The 16035-nt window shown below is 49.3% G+C and carries 16 protein-coding genes; 15 read left to right on the plus strand and 1 reads right to left on the minus strand.

Features of this window, described 5'->3' with window-relative positions; genetic code table 11:
* The first annotated feature begins 11 nt into the window (after positions 1 to 11).
* The 9 genes from ACE3MQ_RS04370 to ACE3MQ_RS04410 all read left to right on the plus strand — a co-directional run bounded on the left by ACE3MQ_RS04370 (position 12) and on the right by ACE3MQ_RS04410 (position 7109).
* Positions 12 to 920, plus strand: coding sequence for an NAD(P)/FAD-dependent oxidoreductase (locus ACE3MQ_RS04370; RefSeq protein ID WP_379391025.1), 909 nt, complete (start codon positions 12 to 14; stop codon positions 918 to 920).
* Complete coding sequence (locus ACE3MQ_RS04375; protein ID WP_379391027.1) at positions 917 to 1639, plus strand: class I SAM-dependent methyltransferase; 723 nt, start codon at positions 917 to 919, stop codon at positions 1637 to 1639. Before ACE3MQ_RS04370 ends, ACE3MQ_RS04375 begins: the two co-directional genes overlap by 4 nt.
* Before the next feature lie 103 nt (positions 1640 to 1742).
* Entirely contained in the window at positions 1743 to 2936 is a 1194-nt protein-coding gene (locus ACE3MQ_RS04380) for an MFS transporter (protein WP_379391029.1), read from the plus strand.
* Between the two features lie 229 nt (positions 2937 to 3165).
* A complete protein-coding gene (locus tag ACE3MQ_RS04385; RefSeq protein WP_379391031.1) occupies positions 3166 to 3888 on the plus strand; it encodes a PadR family transcriptional regulator in 723 nt (240 codons plus the stop codon).
* Complete coding sequence (locus ACE3MQ_RS04390) at positions 3869 to 4051, plus strand: hypothetical protein (protein WP_379391033.1); 183 nt, start codon at positions 3869 to 3871, stop codon at positions 4049 to 4051. Before ACE3MQ_RS04385 ends, ACE3MQ_RS04390 begins: the two co-directional genes overlap by 20 nt.
* A 22-nt stretch (positions 4052 to 4073) precedes the next feature.
* Positions 4074 to 4400, plus strand: a complete 327-nt coding sequence (locus ACE3MQ_RS04395; protein ID WP_379391035.1) for an antibiotic biosynthesis monooxygenase — start codon at positions 4074 to 4076, stop codon at positions 4398 to 4400.
* Between the two features lie 240 nt (positions 4401 to 4640).
* Positions 4641 to 4898 carry an FAD/FMN-containing dehydrogenase gene (locus tag ACE3MQ_RS04400; protein WP_379391037.1) on the plus strand — a complete coding sequence of 86 codons (258 nt, stop codon included), beginning with the start codon at positions 4641 to 4643 and terminating at the stop codon, positions 4896 to 4898.
* A 134-nt stretch (positions 4899 to 5032) separates the two neighbouring features.
* The gene (locus ACE3MQ_RS04405; protein WP_379391039.1) at positions 5033 to 5740 is read left to right on the plus strand and encodes a response regulator transcription factor; all 708 of its coding nucleotides are present in this window, start codon (positions 5033 to 5035) and stop codon (positions 5738 to 5740) included.
* Positions 5733 to 7109 carry a sensor histidine kinase gene (locus tag ACE3MQ_RS04410; protein WP_379391041.1) on the plus strand — a complete coding sequence of 459 codons (1377 nt, stop codon included), beginning with the start codon at positions 5733 to 5735 and terminating at the stop codon, positions 7107 to 7109. Before ACE3MQ_RS04405 ends, ACE3MQ_RS04410 begins: the two co-directional genes overlap by 8 nt.
* Before the next feature lie 107 nt (positions 7110 to 7216).
* Here the strand turns inward: ACE3MQ_RS04410 and ACE3MQ_RS04415 are convergent, their stop codons facing one another.
* Entirely contained in the window at positions 7217 to 7963 is a 747-nt protein-coding gene (locus ACE3MQ_RS04415) for a CAP domain-containing protein (protein WP_379391854.1), read from the minus strand.
* Between the two features lie 333 nt (positions 7964 to 8296).
* On the opposite strand from ACE3MQ_RS04415, the gene ACE3MQ_RS04420 reads away from it, so the two are divergent.
* From ACE3MQ_RS04420 to yicI, 6 genes are all read left to right on the plus strand, one after another.
* Entirely contained in the window at positions 8297 to 9331 is a 1035-nt protein-coding gene (locus ACE3MQ_RS04420) for a LacI family DNA-binding transcriptional regulator (protein ID WP_379391043.1), read from the plus strand.
* A 172-nt stretch (positions 9332 to 9503) separates the two neighbouring features.
* Positions 9504 to 10763: a sugar ABC transporter substrate-binding protein gene (locus ACE3MQ_RS04425; RefSeq protein ID WP_379391045.1), complete on the plus strand. Its 1260-nt coding sequence runs from the start codon at positions 9504 to 9506 to the stop codon at positions 10761 to 10763.
* 106 nt (positions 10764 to 10869) lie between these two features.
* Positions 10870 to 11799 (plus strand): carbohydrate ABC transporter permease, encoded by a 930-nt coding sequence (locus ACE3MQ_RS04430; RefSeq protein ID WP_379391047.1) that lies wholly within the window; start codon positions 10870 to 10872, stop codon positions 11797 to 11799.
* Complete coding sequence (locus ACE3MQ_RS04435) at positions 11799 to 12632, plus strand: carbohydrate ABC transporter permease (RefSeq protein WP_379391049.1); 834 nt, start codon at positions 11799 to 11801, stop codon at positions 12630 to 12632. The genes ACE3MQ_RS04430 and ACE3MQ_RS04435 overlap by 1 nt, the downstream gene beginning before the upstream one ends.
* Before the next feature lie 49 nt (positions 12633 to 12681).
* Entirely contained in the window at positions 12682 to 13656 is a 975-nt protein-coding gene (locus tag ACE3MQ_RS04440; protein ID WP_379391051.1) for a 2-hydroxyacid dehydrogenase, read from the plus strand.
* 30 nt (positions 13657 to 13686) lie between these two features.
* On the plus strand, positions 13687 to 16017 hold the full coding sequence (gene yicI / locus ACE3MQ_RS04445) for an alpha-xylosidase (protein WP_379391053.1): 2331 nt from the start codon (positions 13687 to 13689) through the stop codon (positions 16015 to 16017).
* The last annotated feature ends 18 nt before the right edge of the window (positions 16018 to 16035 follow it).

Here is a 16035-nt window from a genome sequence, read left to right on the forward strand (position 1 = left end):
TGTATAATTGAATGAAACTTGATGCAGCAATTATTGGTGGAGGCCCAGCAGGCCTGAATGCCGCTCTCGTGCTGGGGCGGGCAAGAAAAAAGGTGGCGGTGATCGATGAAGGGCGTCCCCGCAACGGAGTGACCCGTGAGGCTCACGGATTCCTAACTCGTGATGGAATAAGTCCAAGCGAATTTAGGCGAATCGCGATGGAGCAGATTGGCGCCTATCCGTCCGTCTCTTTTGTGGCGGATACGGCCGTATCGATTACGGGAACAGACGGCCTTTTTCAAATTGCGACTGCGCAAGGACAAAGCTTTCAAAGTAAAAAACTGTTGTTTGCCGTCGGCATGAAGGATCGGCCGCTGGATATTAAAGGGTTGAAGGAGGCCTATGGGAAAAGCGCCTATGTTTGCCCTTATTGCGATGGCTGGGAACTCAGGGACAAACCGCTTGTCATCATTTGCAAGGGAGCCGCTGCCTTGCACTTTGCCCAGCTGATATCCGGCTGGACGAACCGTTTTACGATTTGTACGAACGGCCCGGCTGACCTGACAGATGCCGAACGTGATGAGCTCCGGCAGCATCAAGTGCCTGTGTTCGACTCGCCGATCCATTCTATCGATTCGGACGAAGGGATGGTACGGCAAGTTGTACTTGAAGACGGGACGGTCATTCCGTGCAGGGGGATCTTTTTTAAGCCGGAACTAATTATGGGATCGAATTTGCCTCAGGCTATAGGCTGCCAAGTTACGGAAACGGGAACGGTCATCATCGATGAGTTCGGAAAGACGAACGTTCCGGGCGTTTATAGCGCAGGAGACGCAGCATCGATGCGGCATCAGGCCATTGCCGCTGCGGCGATGGGCGCATTATCCGCCGCAGCTATGAACAATGAGCTGAATACAGAGGCATGGAGGAAAAACGGATGAAGATGGACGCCAAGCAGGAAATCGAGGTGTTATCCTTACTGCAGCCCAGGCCCGGAGAGCGAATTCTGGACGTGGGATGCGGAACTGGGGACTTGATGGCACAGATTGCGGCTGCCGGAGCGTTCCCCACGGGAATCGACTTGTCGGAGGAGATGGTAAGGCAGGCCAGAGAGAAATACCCTGAGCTGAGTATTCAGGCGGAGAACGCATGTCATTACCGGACGGATGTCCGCTTTGACGCTGTATTTTCTCATGCAGCTTTGCACTGGATCAAGGATGCTCCTGCTGTGGCCCGCTCCATCTGGCTGGCCCTTCGGGAGGGCGGCCGGCTCGTGGCCGAATTCGCGGGAAGCGGAAATGTCGGCACGCTAACTACTGCCATGGAGCAGGTGCTGGAGGCGCATGGCTATGCGTGGGCGGGGCGGAATCCATGGTATTTGCCCACCATTGGCGAATACGCCAGCCTTTTAGAGCAGACCGGATTCCGCGTCGCGTTCGCACAGCACTTTGACAAGCCCACCCCGCTTAAGGGAGATGCAGGCCTTCGAAAATGGCTAGACAGCTTTGCTAATTATTTCTTTCCTGACGTTGCCGCCGCGGACAAAGCGTCGATCTACCGTGCTATTGAGGAGAAGGTGAAGCCACAGCTTGAGCAAGGAGGCCAGTGGATGATCGACACAAGCCGATTGCGTATCGTAGCTATCAAAAAACTAAAATAAGTAATATTATTGGGAAAACTTTATACTAATTATCATTGTTATTTATTGTACAGGGTTAGGGAGAGCGCTGAGAATACCGGGGATAGTCTCAAGGGGGATGAACGTGGAACGTTTATGGACAAAGTCGTTTATTTTTATGACAGTAGGTACGCTGTTCCTATTCACGGGATTTTATTTGCTGCTGCCTACGCTGCCGTTGTTCATTAAAGAGCTGGGCGGAAACGAAGGACAGATCGGTTTGATAGCGGGCGCATTTATGCTGTCTGCCGTTATTTTTCGCCCGATTGTCGGCGTGCTACTGGATCGCTTCGGACGGCGTCCTTTTATCGTTTGGGGGCTGATTTTCTTCGCTTTGGCGATGTATGCGTACGATTGGATCGGAGGTATCGCCGTTTTAATATGGATTCGAATCGTGCATGGGGTGAGTTGGGCTTTTTCTACAACCGCTGTGTTTACGGCTGCTACGGATATGATCCCTTCCACCCGTCGCGGAGAAGGAATGGGCTGGTTCAGTACAGCGATGACCCTGGCTATGGCCGTTGGCCCGATCGTCGGCATTTGGGTAACGCAAAATCTGTCGTACAGCGCCTTGTTTCTATGCGCGGTCGGCCTCTCTGTCGCAGCGCTGTTGTTGACGTTTGGCGCCAAAATTCCGTTTCGGCCGCAAACGGGAGCCGCCAAGATCGAGCTTTTTGAAAAATCGGTACTGCCCGTTACGGCATCGGTTTTTTTTCTAACGATCGCTTATGGAGGCATCACGACCTTCGTCCCGCTGCTTGCAAGTACGATCAAAGTTAATTCCGGCACGTTCTTTCTGGTTTATGCCGTAACGTTGTTCCTGATTCGTCCCATTGCGGGGAAGCTTTCGGATCGCCATGGTGAAGCGGTCGTCATTATTCCGGCTCTTGCGATTACAATCTTGGCTTTGATTGTCCTCGGCTTCTCGACCGGACTAGGACTATTCGGCATGCTCGCAGCGGCTGTTCTGTACGGCATCGGTTTTGGTTCCGCCCAGCCGATGCTACAAACGGCAACGATAAATCTGGCTCGCCCCGATCGGAAAGGGGTAGCCAATGCGTCTTTTTTGACCGCTGCCGATCTTGGCATCGGGCTGGGGGCGATCGTGCTCGGCTGGGTCTCCCAGCGTACGAGCTACCAGATGTTGTTCACGGTTAGTGCCATGTCGGTCGGGTTGTCCTTGCTCTTGTTCATTTTTTTTGTGAAACACTTGTTGAAAAATTCAGGGCTGAGCCCAACCAGCCCCCCTGCTCTGCCATCCGAAACGGATTTGACGTAGTTCCAAGGTAGAATCGCCCTTTGAGATCAGTGAACCGGAGGCTTTGGATATCCCAAGCCTTCGGTTTTTTAAATGGTGATGCTCTTCTTATTCGTACAGTTTGATCCAGCAAGGTTACTCCTATTTTAAATGTTGAACTTTACAGAATCTGCAAATATTTTCGGAAAAGCATTGACCAATACGATATATCGCTATATTATAACGATATATCGTATTAAGAGGTGAGAAGATGATGAAATATCACAACTATAGTGCCTGGGCAGCGAATCAGCCCGGACGTAGGAGGTACAACAAGGAAGAGGTTTACCAGGAGATATCCTTAAGGAACCGCCATGGGGGCGGACGAGGAGGCTTTGGGGGACGGGGAGAAGGCAAGCGTTTCTTTGAGCGCGGGAAATTCAAATTTGCTCTGCTTGAGCTGTTGGCTGCTGAACCGATGCATGGGTATCAGTTGATAAAAACGATGGAAGAGAAGACGGGTGGTTTGTATACCCCGAGCCCCGGCTCAGTTTACCCGAATCTGCAGTGGCTTGAGGATATGCAGCTCATAGGCTGCAGCGAGAAGGACGGCAAGAAGCTGTACCATATCACCAATGAGGGGCTGGATTATCTTCGCGAACAAGAACGGGAGGAGACGGAGCGGCCGGAGAACCGCTGGGAGCATCATGGACGACACCGACCGCCTGGCGGCGGACATGGAAAGCATCTTTTGCGCAGCTTGATGAAGGAATGGCCGGACGTGGTTTTTTTGATGGCGAGAGCATCCGAAGCGGCTAAGGAAAATCCTTCTTCCAAGCAAGCCACTCAGTTTCAAGATCTGATGGCTAAACTTCAAGCCAGCTTGTCGGAAAATCTGGCTTCCGTTTCAGGCTTTGACAAGGACGAAGCCGGGACGCAACCCGCAAGCAATGATTCATTAACGGACGACAACCTTGCCGGAGACAGAGAGTAGAGCAAATGAAGCGGTGACGCAGGCCGACCGGATACTCGTCATGCGTCACGGCACGATTCTTGAAGAGGGGACGCATGCGGAATTGCTCGAAATGCAAGGTTATTATGAGGAGTTGCATCGTCATTCGCAAGGCAGCCAAAATTATTTTAAAATAGGATCATAAATAATCATAGGGAGGCAATAGCATGTTAATTCAAACGAGAACGATTGTAGTGCAAAAGGATAAGGTGGATCTCGTCCTTGAACGTTTTACCAAAGAAAGCCCAATGGATGCGATGGAGGGGCTCATTGACAAAACCGTCATGGTCAACCGAAAAAAACAGGAGCACGAAGAGGTCGTCGTCATGATCCGCTGGAGATCCGTTGAAGATTGGAAAAACTGGGAGAAGAGCGATGTTCATATTCAGGGGCATCGTCAGAATAGAGGCAAACCGGCCCCGGAATACATTATAAGCACGACTGTCAATATGTACGAGGTGAAGGCTGTGAAGGAAGGCTTAAAAAAAGAATAGGATTTGTAGGGATCCATCTCGCTGCCTAAAGGGAATTATCCGAATCCAATGAATAGAACAGTCTATCCTAATGCCTTGGTGCCAATTCGGCACCAGGGTTTTTATTATTAATTGATGATAACAATGAAATATTGCATAATTAGATCCACGGATCTGAATTGGACTTAACAACTTCTACACAATATATAAATCAGTTCTTCATAATTGTAGTTTATATTGTTTCATAAGGAGGAGATAATAATGAAAAAAATTTGGGTCGGAATCGCTGCAGTAGCTATGGTCATGGGAATTGGGACAGCAGTACATGCTGCGAACGGCAACAGTGATTCCGGCAGGAACTTCAATTTTTTTGAACAAATGTTGCCTTACGCAAAGCAAATGCATCCTAATTTTTCGGACAAGCAAATCGAAGAAATGTATAATAACTGCCATGGCGGAAATGGCCCGCAGCGGATGATGAACAATACGCAAATGCGGGGCGGTATGATGGGCTTTTAAGTAACGTTTTGATATGTAATAAAATCCATCTGGATTTCGCAAACCCCAAAAAAACTACCTCAAATCCCGGCTTATTTTCTTGAATAAGCCGGCCATTTGCGGTTTTCATAAAGATAAAATAAAGAGGTTGACCTATGGATCGAACCAAAATTTTAATTGTGGATGATGAGCCGAGCCTTCGCCAAGTCATTAAAGCGTATCTGGAGAAAAATGAATACCTCGTCTATGAAGCCGATTCGGGAAAAGGAGCGCTTCAGATGTTTGAAAATCTGAAGCCAGTCCTCATTATTCTGGATTTGATGCTGCCGGACATTTCGGGGGAAGAAGTTTGCCAAACGATTCGCAGAACATCGGAGGTTCCCATTCTGATGCTAACCGCTAAAAGCAGCGAGGATGATTTGGTTCACGGCCTGCTGATCGGTGCCGACGATTATCTGGTCAAGCCGTTTAGTCCTCGGGAGCTGATGGCGAGAGTGATGAGCTTGTTAAGAAGAACGAAGAGCTCTGGAGGTGCCGATCGGGGAAATATGATGTCATTCAATAGAAGTTACCTGACCATCAATCCGGAAGGGCATGAAGTGAAAATCGGGGGAACCGCAGTATCCTTAACGCCGATTGAATTTAAACTGTTGGAAACCTTGGCCAAACACCCCAAACGAGTATTTGGCCGCTCCGAGCTGGTTAATCTTATCCAGGGGGACGATTTTGAAGGTATGGATCGTACCATTGATGTCCATATCAAGAACATTCGCCAAAAAATCGGAGATGATCCCAAAACCCCAACCTTTATTGCCACCGTATATGGCATAGGGTATAAATTTCAGGTGGATTCGGATGAATAGGAGAGGGCTGCGTAGAAAACTTCTTTTTTCCCATATTGGCGTAAGTCTTGGCTCGCTCCTGACAATAATGCTGCTTGTTTACTTCGTGATGTCTTTTTCGTTCGGCAAGTACGTACAACATCAATATGAAGCAGAGGCTAATACCATCCTGGAGGATTTGAAAGGCTCCTATAACGTTAATTCAGGACAGTGGAGAATGAATAACTTGATGTCGATATCCCATCAGGCCATGCTGCGGAATTATGATATTAGAATCTATGATGCAGTGGGGAATATAATTTGGGATACCGAGAACATGGGGAGGATGATGCATGGCTCGGTTTCTAAGGGAATGCATGAGAAAGTAAGTGATTCTGATTCTGATCATATCGTGGCACGAGATATTATAAAAAACGGTGAAAAAATAGGCAGTCTCGAGATCATTGGGATCGCAGGCAGCTTCGAAATGCAAAATCGCCAGTTCCTGAAGCTGTTCAACACTTTGCTTGGGTGGGCTTTTGTTGCTGTCATCGCTGGCGTGACTATGTTTAGTATTTTAATGTCAAACAGCCTAAGCAGGCCTTTAGTTCGCATTAAGCAGATCGCTGTTCAAATGAAAAAAGGAAACCTATCCTCGCGGGTTCCGATCTCAAGCCGACAAACCGAAATCGAGGAGGTAGGGCTTGCTCTTAATCATCTGGCCGATTCGTTGCAGCAGCAGGACAAATTGCGGAAGCATTTGACCGCTGATATTGCGCATGAATTGCGTACGCCGCTTACGACGATTCAAAGTCATATTGAAGCCTTTCAGGATGGGATATGGGAAGTGAGTTCAGAAAAACTGGAGATCTGCCATGAGCAAGTGATGCGTTTAGTAAAGCTTATTCAAGATCTGGAAAGCCTGTCACGCGTCGAAAATCCGATGGTGAAGCTGCAGCGTGAAAGGCTTTGTTTAAACGAGATCATTAAGAATTCGGTGAACTCCATTAAAGGACAATTTGAGGAAAAGCCAATTGAACTCGTTATTAAAGAGCAGGATCAGTTGTATATCTCCGGTGACGCTGGACGTTTAACCCAAGTTTTTGCCAATCTCCTGGATAACGCGTATAAATATACGAATGAAGGCCGGATTTCCATTGAAATATTGGAAGTCTCGGATCAAGCTTTGGTCACGATTACGGACACAGGATCCGGCATTGAGCCTGGAGAGCTACCGAATATTTTTGAACGTTTTTATCGTGGCGACAAGTCTCGTGATCGCAGAACAGGCGGGGCAGGAATAGGACTAGCGATCGTAAAGGCCATCGTTGAAGCACATGGAGGAAGTATTTCCGTTATGAGTAAGCTCGGTGAGGGTACCTGTTTTACCATCTGTTTTCCTAAAATATGAACCGTCGTGCACTTAAGAAAACAACAATTAATTCTTACCCGACATAGGCAATAAAACGATAAGAACCTAGGCCCTTGCGGCTCCTAGGTTCTTAACAATGATCTGTTTTATTTTCCGATGAATTCCTGTACCCAATAACCGTTGTCATAAGCAACGCCGATGTTCGTAAAGTTTGCGTTCATAATGTTTTGGCGGTGGCCTTCACTGTTCATCCAGGCATTCATGACCTCGGCAGGAGTGCGCTGTCCTTTTGCGATGTTTTCACCCGCATATCTATAGGTGACGCCAAACTGCTTCATCATATCAAATGGAGAGCCGTACGTAGGCGATTGATGGTCAAAATATCCATTTTGGCGCATATCTGCAGCTTTGGCAGCAGCCACTTTCGTTAGATCGGCTTGCGTCGCAAGCGGCTTCAAGCCTGCTTTACTGCGCTCCTTGTTCACCAGATCAACCACCTGTGCGGCAAAAGAAGCTGCATCTGTTTGTCCGGCCGTGCTATTGTTGTCCTTGCTTGGTGTAGTTGGTGCTGTAGTCGTTCCATTGCCAGTTGATGGCTTTTGGCTTGGAGTAGTCGGCTTTTGACTAGGCGCAGTCGGTGTTTCCTTCTGCGGCACTTGCGGTGTCTCAGTCTGCTTCCCTGGCGCAGGCAGGCTTGGAATATACCATTTTACATTGTCAAAAGATCCATTCCAGCTCCATTTTAACCAAATTTGTTGAACTTGCTTCTGCCAATCACTAGCTGGAGTTGAAGCCGCTTCTGCTTTTGCACCGGATGGCAATATAAGTCCTGCGGCGAGTACAGCCGTTGCCATACTGCCTGTTATTATTGATTTTAGTTGCTTGTTTTTCATCATTAAATTCCCTCCAAATCATTCTATGAGTTTTTTGAAAACTTGATAGACTGAACACGGTAATAGTTACAATTTTGTAATTTTGCGCAACCTCATTCTAACATGCATTAAGGAGAAATAGAGAAGGTAAGTTATGGATAAAGGAGGCTTTATTGTCACATCTCTTTATACGAAGGCTCATTAGAAACTATGAAACAAGAAAACGAGAAAATTTGATGTTCGCAAATCATGAAAAACAAAAAAACATCATGAAAACGTTGACAATAACTTTTTGAGTTGATATGATTTGGTCATTACAAGGTTTGAAATTATGTTTATGCAGAGGGAAAAGCCATGAATCAGGGTAGGAAATTGACCATTAAGGAGTTTGCCAAGGAAATTGGCGTTTCTCCAGCAACATTGGATCGGGTGCTGAACAATAGGGGGAACGTGAAGCGTGAAACCTATGAAAAAGTCATGGAGAAAATCAAAGAATTGAACTACATGCCGAACAAGTCGGCAAGCTTTCTAGCTCGGATGAATGATTTTTCCATGGCCATTGTGTTCCCGGAGCATCCGGAATATTTCTGGAGGCAGGTAGAGAAGGGGATTCAGGTTGCTATTGATGAATTCCGTGATTATGGTCTCTCAGTCAGCGTCTTTCGGTCTGAAGGATATGATTTGGAGCCGCAGAAGCAAATGGTTCAGCAGCTTATCGATTCGGGCAAGTATGACGCGATCGCATTGTCGCCGAATGATCCGCTAGAGATGGCCGAGCTCATTGACCGCGGAGTGGACAAGGGGATTACGATTTGCACATTTAACAGCGATTCGCCATTGAGCAAGCGGCTGTACTATGTCGGATGCGATTATCGCATTGCCGGACGCCTGGCCGCCGACGTGCTCTGTAAGTTTCTTGGGGAGAAGACCAGGGTCGGTCTGGTGATGTCGTATACCAATTTCCAAATGCAGCAAAAGATTACCGGGTTCCGGGAGGTCGTTGACGAATACGATCATATCGAATTGGTTGGCCCGCTGAGACTGAGGCAGGAGGATTACGATTCGCCCGAGGTGTTTGCCGATTATTTTCGAGAAGTGGATGGCATCTACGTGTCCAGCGCGCGGCTGGATGTGGTCGCAAAGCATCTAGAGGAGCTGGGTCTTGACAAACGGCCGATTTTGATCGGCCACGATATGACCGAAGAGACGCGGATGTATATGGAAAGAGGGATTATTACGGCCACGATCTGCCAGGATCCCGTAAACCAGGGGTATCTTACCGTGAAGTCCATGTTTGATTACTTGGTTAACGGGCAAAAGATTGGATTGAAGGAGAATATCACCAAATTAGAGCTGGTGACCAAGGAAAATGCGCTTTATTACATTTAAATAGCGTTAAGTGTAGTACAGCGCTTTTTTTACATCAAAATGATGTGCGCACATCAAAATGTTGGTTTGGTTTTGATGTGATCTGATGCAACGGCATTACTGCCTCCGTTTTTAAGGTCAAAAAGCGGCAGTGCATGCAAATATAAATAAATTCTAGCCAGGGGGAATGTTCATGTTTAAGAATGTAAGGGCTCTCATGATGATCTTCGTCGCGTTCGCCATGCTGTTGACGGCATGTGCACCGAGCACGGAGTCGGGAAATTCGGGTTCTTCACCGAGTTCGGGCAAGGATGGTGACAAAGTAGTCATTCAATGGTGGGATTCGATGACCAGTGATGCGACCCAGGGCGCGATACAATCGATTATCGCCGATTACGAGGCGGCCCATCCGAATGTGAAGATCGAACGAACTTATATTTCGTTTGCGGATATCAAGAATAAGCTGCTCCTCGGCTCCGTCGGCAATCAAATGCCGGATATCGTCTGGCTGGACAACCCGGATCATCAGGCTTTTGCCGCCGCCGGAATATTGGCGGATTTAACAGACGAGATCAAGGAGTGGGGACAGGCGGACAAATACTACGAAGGCCCATGGTCTTCAACGATGTATGAAGGCAAGAACTACGGCGTGCCGATTGGCAGCAATAACTTGGCGCTTTATTACAACAAGGACATGCTGGAAGCCAAGGGAATTGCCCCGCCTAGCAATTGGGAGGAACTGAAGGAAGCAGCCAAGCAGCTTACGACGAGCGATGTTTACGGATTAGCCATGACCGCGGTGAAGACGGAAGAGGGGACGTTCCAATTCCTTCCTTTGATGTACCAAGCAGGCGCCGACATCGATAGCTTTGACAGTCCGGGTACGGTTGAAGCGGCAACGCTGCTGCAGGATATGGTGAAGAATGGCTACATGTCCAAGGAGGTCATTAATCAGAAGCAATCCGATACGGTAGTGCAGTTCTCCACGGGTAAGGTAGCGATGATGATCAACGGTACCTGGCAAATTCCGCTGCTGAGAAAAGAAGGAAAAGTCAACTGGGGTGTTGTAGAGCTGCCGGTGAATAAACAGGGCGGCACGATCCTGGGCGGAGAAAACTGGGCGATTACGAAGGCTTCCAAAAATAAGGATGTCGCGTTCGACATTATTAAATTCGCTAACGAGCCGGAACGATTGAAAGCGTTTGATCAGGCGGCCGGACGTCTCCCAAGCCGATCCGATCTGCTTCAGGATCCGTTCTGGCAGGATGACGCGGAACTGAAGGTGTTCGCTGATGCGATGGAAGTGGCCAGGGCAAGAGCCTATGGGCCGGAATATCCAAAAATCTCCGAGGCGATTCAAATTATGCTGCAGGAGGTCATTACCGGAAGCAAGTCGCCGGAGCAAGCCGTTAAGGAGGCCGGGGCGAAGATCGAGCCGCTAGTCAAGAAATAGGCCGAAGTCAAAAGTAGGCAGAAATATATAGGAACCATAGCCATAGTCAAACAGCAAGGGGGATGCCGCGCTGCATCCCCATACACAGCAAATAGGGGGAGAAGTTATGTCCCATAAATCAGCAGTAAACGGGAATGGAGAACAATCTCGCAGAGCCAAATGGTTCTCATCCTGGAATAACTACTTGTTTGTCGTACCGGCTTTAATATTTATGATTGTATTTATCGGTTTTCCGCTGCTTTATAATCTCATGCTGAGCTTCCAGAACGTCAACGTATACAACTTAAGCGGCAAGCATGATTTTATCGGATTATCCAATTATATGAAATCGTTGAAAGACCCGGTGTTTTACACCGCATTGCAAAACTCCGCCGTTTTTACGGTGCTCAGTATCTTTTTCCAATTTACAATCGGGTTCGCGCTGGCTTTGTTTTTCAATCAGAAATTTCCGGGACGCAATCTGTTTCGCTCTCTGATGCTGCTTGCCTGGATGCTGCCGGTGGTCATTAGCGGGACGATATTTCAATGGATGATGTCCGGTGATTTCGGAGTCATCAATTATTTCCTTCAAGCTCTGGGAATTATCGACCAGCCAATCAACTGGCTGAGCGAAGGCAGTACGGCGCTGCTGAGCACGGTCGTAGCCAATATCTGGATCGGTATTCCATTTAATATGATTATTTTATTGTCCGGATTGCAAGGTTTGCCCGAGCATCTGTACGAGGCTGCGAAGCTGGACGGAGCGAACCGCTTGGTACAATTCCGGCATATTACTCTGCCGCTCATGCGTCCGACGATTCTTGTACTGATGATCCTGGGCATCATCAATACGTTTAAAGTATTTGATCTCATCTTTATCATGACCGCAGGCGGACCGGTGACGTCTTCGACAGTGTTGCCGATTTACGCCTATCAGCTGTCCTTTACAACGCTGGAATTCAGTCAGGGTGCCTCGGTATCGATGATTATGTTCCTGATTCTAATCGTTATATCCATCGGATATTTGAGAATGTCGAGCAAGGAGGAGGTCCACTAATGACGAATTCTAGATGGCGAATGGGCGGTTCGACCTTCATCGGCATTCTGATCATGATTGTGTTTCTTTTCCCGGTATATTGGATGGTAAAAACGTCAATCACGCCGGTGACGGAGCTTTATCACAATCCGCCGCATATTTTGCCGGTAGGGGCGACATTCGAATCTTACATTAATAACTTTGTTCGCAACCAGGATATGGTCGGCTACATCGGCAACAGCTTTATTATCGCTATAGGGACGATGGTTCTGTCGCTGCTGCTGGCGATCCCGGCTGCTTATGCGCTGGCACGGCTCCCGATCAAGGGCAAAGGCCTCATGATGATTTCGGTGCTGTCGATTCAGATGCTGCCCGGTATTATGATGGCGATGCCGCTGTACATTATGTTCTCCAAGGTGCAATTGATCGATAATTTTGCCGGATTGATCTTTGCGGATCTCATCCATTCCCTGCCGTTTGCCATTATTACGCTGCGTCCATTCTTTCTGGCACTGCCGGGCGGGCTCGAGGAAGCGGCGATGATCGATGGCTGCAATAAATTTTCTTCGTTTACGAAAATCATTTTGCCGCTGGTCATGCCTGGACTTATGACGGTTGCCGTATTTTGCTTTCTGTTCGGCTGGGGGGACTTCATCTTCGCACTGACCTTGACGACCAGCAATTCGGTTCGGCCGCTGACGCTGGGGCTGTATCGGTTTATCGGCCAATACGGGACGGAGTGGAACAACCTGATGGCGGTTGCGACGATTGCGGCGCTGCCTATCATCGTGATTTTTATCTCCATGCAAAAATACGTGGTCGGCGGGATTACGGCCGGGTCAATGAAGGACTGATCTAACGAAGCGAGGTTTGCGAACAACGAAGAGATTAGGAGGAGCTGGGATGAAACCGCAGATTTATATTGCGAGGGATTTGCCGGACCCCGTGGCCGCCTATTTGGAGGAGCATGGCGAATGCCGGTATTGGCAGGGGCCAGGGGACATATCCGAGGATCGGCTGGCGGAGGAGATCGGTGATGCAGAAGGCTTGCTTGTCACAGGAACCCCAATTGGGCAAGCGGTGCTGAGAGCAGGAACGAATCTCCGGGTCGTCAGCAATCTATCGGCTGGCTACAACAATCTGGATCTTCAGGCGCTGCAGGAGCGAAAGCTGATTGCCACCCATACCCCTTACGTGCTGGATGAGACGGTGGCGGATTTGGCGATGGCTCTCCTGCTGGCAGCGGCGCGCAGAGTGACCGCTCTGGATCGCCTCGTCAAGGAAGGCGGCTGGGTGAAAGGAATGGATGCGGAGCTGTATGGTCTCGACGTTCATCACAAACGGCTTGGCATTATCGGGATGGGACGGATCGGCGAAGCCATTGCCCGCCGCGCAGCGCTAGGATTTGAAATGGATGTCGTGTATTACAATCGGCGCCGCAAGCCCGAAGCGGAGGAACGCTTTGGACTCCGCTACTGCTCTATGGATGAGCTGCTGGACACCTCGGATTTTGTCCTCCTGATGACGCCGCTTACGCCGGAGACGAAGCATCTTATGGGGAAGGCGCAGTTTGCGCGGATGAAGAGCAGCGCCATTTTCGTCAATGTATCTCGCGGAGAGAACGTCGATGAGGAGGCTTTGATCCATGCACTTCAGCAGGGGCAAATCGCCGGGGCCGGATTGGACGTGTATGAGCGCGAGCCGATTTCGGCGGATCATCCGCTGCTGCAAATGGACAACGTGGTCACCCTGCCTCATATCGGTTCGGCTACGGCCGAGACGCGGTTGAATATGGCCTTTGCGGCCGCGAGAAATTTGGTGCATGCCTTAACGGGACAAACCCCGGTGCAGATCGTTCCCAAGCTGCAGCAGCCGTAATAAATATATAGCATATTGGAGGAAACAGAGATGAAATTTACTGATGGGTACTGGCATGTCAGACCAGGCGTTACACTGAATTATCCAGTAGAAGTTCGAGGTGTCAGGACGGCGGAGGACAAGCTTACGGTGCTAGCCTCCTGCAAAAAAATCATCACGCGCGGAGATACGCTGAATACGGCTATTTTAACCGTTAATTATACGTCTCCGATGCCGGATGTCATTGCCGTGGAGCTGGTGCATCATGGGGGCCGTTTGCCGAAAGGTCCAGAGTTTCAAAAACTGCTTGACGGCGATGTAGAGGTGCGGATTGAAAATGGCGCGGAGATCGCCAGCTTAACGAGCGGAAGGCTTAGCGTGGAGGTTCACAAAAACGAAGGCTGGAGCACGCATTTCCTATACGATGGCAAACGGCTGACCGGCAGCGGATATAAAAGCCCGGGCCATATCAAGATGCCTGATCAAACGACCTACATGCGCGAGCAGCTTGATTTAGGCGTAGGAGAGTATATTTATGGTCTTGGAGAACGATTCACTCCTTTTGTAAAAAACGGGCAGGTTGTCGATCTGTGGAATGAGGACGGCGGCACCTGCAGCGAGCAAGCCTACAAAAATGTACCGTTTTATTTGTCCAACTACGGCTATGGCGTTTTTGTCGATCACCCGGAACGCGTATCCTATGAGGTAGCGTCTGAAGTTGTCTCCAAGGTACAGTTCAGCGTGCCCGGCGAAACGTTAAAATATTATATTATCGGCGGAGCTAATTTAAAGGAAGTTCTGGATAATTATACGAAGCTGACGGGAAAACCGGCTTTGCCGCCGGCCTGGTCTTACGGCCTCTGGCTCACGACCTCTTTTACAACGAGCTATGATGAGGATACGGTGACCAGCTTCATCGACGGCATGAGCGAGCGCGATATCCCTCTTCATGTATTCCATTTCGATTGCTTCTGGATGAAGGAATTTCATTGGTGCGACTTCAAGTGGGATGAGGATGTTTTCCCTGACCCGGAGAGCATGCTGAAGCGGCTCAAAAGCAAGGGCTTGAATATATGCGTATGGATTAACTCTTACATTGCCCAGCAGTCTTATTTGTTTGACGAAGGCAAAGCGAACGGCTATCTCGTGAAAACGAAGGACGGCGATGTATGGCAGTGGGATAGATGGCAGGGCGGTATGGGGCTGGTCGATTTTACGAACCCGGCAGCCGTGCGCTGGTATAAGGATAAGCTTAAAACTTTACTGGACATGGGCGTCGACTGCTTCAAGACGGACTTCGGCGAGCGTATTCCGACCGATGTTGTTTATTTTGATGGCTCGGATCCTGTGAAAATGCACAACTATTATACCCACTTGTATAATAAAGCGGTATTCGAAGTGCTGGAGGAAACTAGAGGCAAAAATGAGGCCATGCTGTTCGCCCGCTCGGCTACGGCTGGCGGCCAGCAATATCCCGTGCACTGGGGAGGGGACTGCTCGGCCACATACGTCTCCATGGCAGAAACGCTGCGCGGCGGCTTATCGCTGGGGATGTCCGGGTTCAGCTTCTGGAGCCATGATATCGGCGGCTTTGAGAATACGGCGACGCCGGATTTGTACAAGCGTTGGACCGCATTTGGTCTGCTCTCGACGCATAGCCGGCTTCACGGAAGCCAATCCTACCGTGTGCCTTGGCTGTTTGATGAGGAAGCCTGTGATGTACTAAGGCATTTTACGCATTTGAAGGCGACTCTGATGCCGTATCTGTTTAGTACCTCCGTGGAATCGACAAGAACGGGCGTGCCTGTGATGCGCTCCATGGTTCTGGAATTCACGGGAGATCCGACCTGCGATACCTTGGATCGTCAATATATGCTCGGCGACTCCTTCCTGGTCGCTCCGATCTTTAACAGCGAAGGCACTGCGAATTATTATCTGCCGGAGGGACGCTGGACGAATTATTTGAGCGGAGAGGTGACTGAAGGCGGGCGCTGGGTGCAGGAGCAGCATGATTACTTTAGCTTGCCGCTCATGGTCAGACCGGGCAGCCTCGTAGCGGTAGGAGCCAATAAGCTGGTTCCTGACTATGATTACGCGGACGGCGTAGCTCTGCATTTGTTCGAGCTGGGGGATGGCCAGTCGGCATCGACATCGGTTTATAGCACAAAGGCAGAGTTAGAGCTGGAGGTCAACGTCGAGCGGACGGGACGAACGCTTACTGTGACAGCCAACAGCAAGGAAGGCAAGGCTTGGGAGCTGGTGCTGCGCGGGATAGCGGGAGTGCAATCCATTGTTGATGGCACGCAGTCGGAGGAGCCGATGGGTCTGCGCATTATTCCGAAGGCAGGCACGCAGAAAATGATCATTGACTTAAATGATTGATCCATAAATGCAGCATAT

Source organism: Paenibacillus lentus (assembly GCF_042714055.1).
GTDB classification, from domain to species: Bacteria; Bacillota; Bacilli; order Paenibacillales; family Paenibacillaceae; genus Fontibacillus; species Fontibacillus lentus_A.

Coding starts and splice junctions, on each gene's coding strand:
- ACE3MQ_RS04370 (WP_379391025.1), top strand. CDS start 12: ATGAAACTTGATGCAGCAATTATTGGTGGAGGCCCAGCAGGCCTGAAT.
- ACE3MQ_RS04375 (WP_379391027.1), top strand. CDS start 917: ATGAAGATGGACGCCAAGCAGGAAATCGAGGTGTTATCCTTACTGCAG.
- ACE3MQ_RS04385 (WP_379391031.1), top strand. CDS start 3,166: ATGATGAAATATCACAACTATAGTGCCTGGGCAGCGAATCAGCCCGGA.
- ACE3MQ_RS04395 (WP_379391035.1), top strand. CDS start 4,074: ATGTTAATTCAAACGAGAACGATTGTAGTGCAAAAGGATAAGGTGGAT.
- ACE3MQ_RS04400 (WP_379391037.1), top strand. CDS start 4,641: ATGAAAAAAATTTGGGTCGGAATCGCTGCAGTAGCTATGGTCATGGGA.
- ACE3MQ_RS04405 (WP_379391039.1), top strand. CDS start 5,033: ATGGATCGAACCAAAATTTTAATTGTGGATGATGAGCCGAGCCTTCGC.
- ACE3MQ_RS04410 (WP_379391041.1), top strand. CDS start 5,733: ATGAATAGGAGAGGGCTGCGTAGAAAACTTCTTTTTTCCCATATTGGC.
- ACE3MQ_RS04415 (WP_379391854.1), bottom strand. CDS start 7,963: ATGAAAAACAAGCAACTAAAATCAATAATAACAGGCAGTATGGCAACG.
- ACE3MQ_RS04420 (WP_379391043.1), top strand. CDS start 8,297: ATGAATCAGGGTAGGAAATTGACCATTAAGGAGTTTGCCAAGGAAATT.
- ACE3MQ_RS04425 (WP_379391045.1), top strand. CDS start 9,504: ATGTTTAAGAATGTAAGGGCTCTCATGATGATCTTCGTCGCGTTCGCC.
- ACE3MQ_RS04430 (WP_379391047.1), top strand. CDS start 10,870: ATGTCCCATAAATCAGCAGTAAACGGGAATGGAGAACAATCTCGCAGA.
- ACE3MQ_RS04435 (WP_379391049.1), top strand. CDS start 11,799: ATGACGAATTCTAGATGGCGAATGGGCGGTTCGACCTTCATCGGCATT.
- ACE3MQ_RS04440 (WP_379391051.1), top strand. CDS start 12,682: ATGAAACCGCAGATTTATATTGCGAGGGATTTGCCGGACCCCGTGGCC.
- yicI (WP_379391053.1), top strand. CDS start 13,687: ATGAAATTTACTGATGGGTACTGGCATGTCAGACCAGGCGTTACACTG.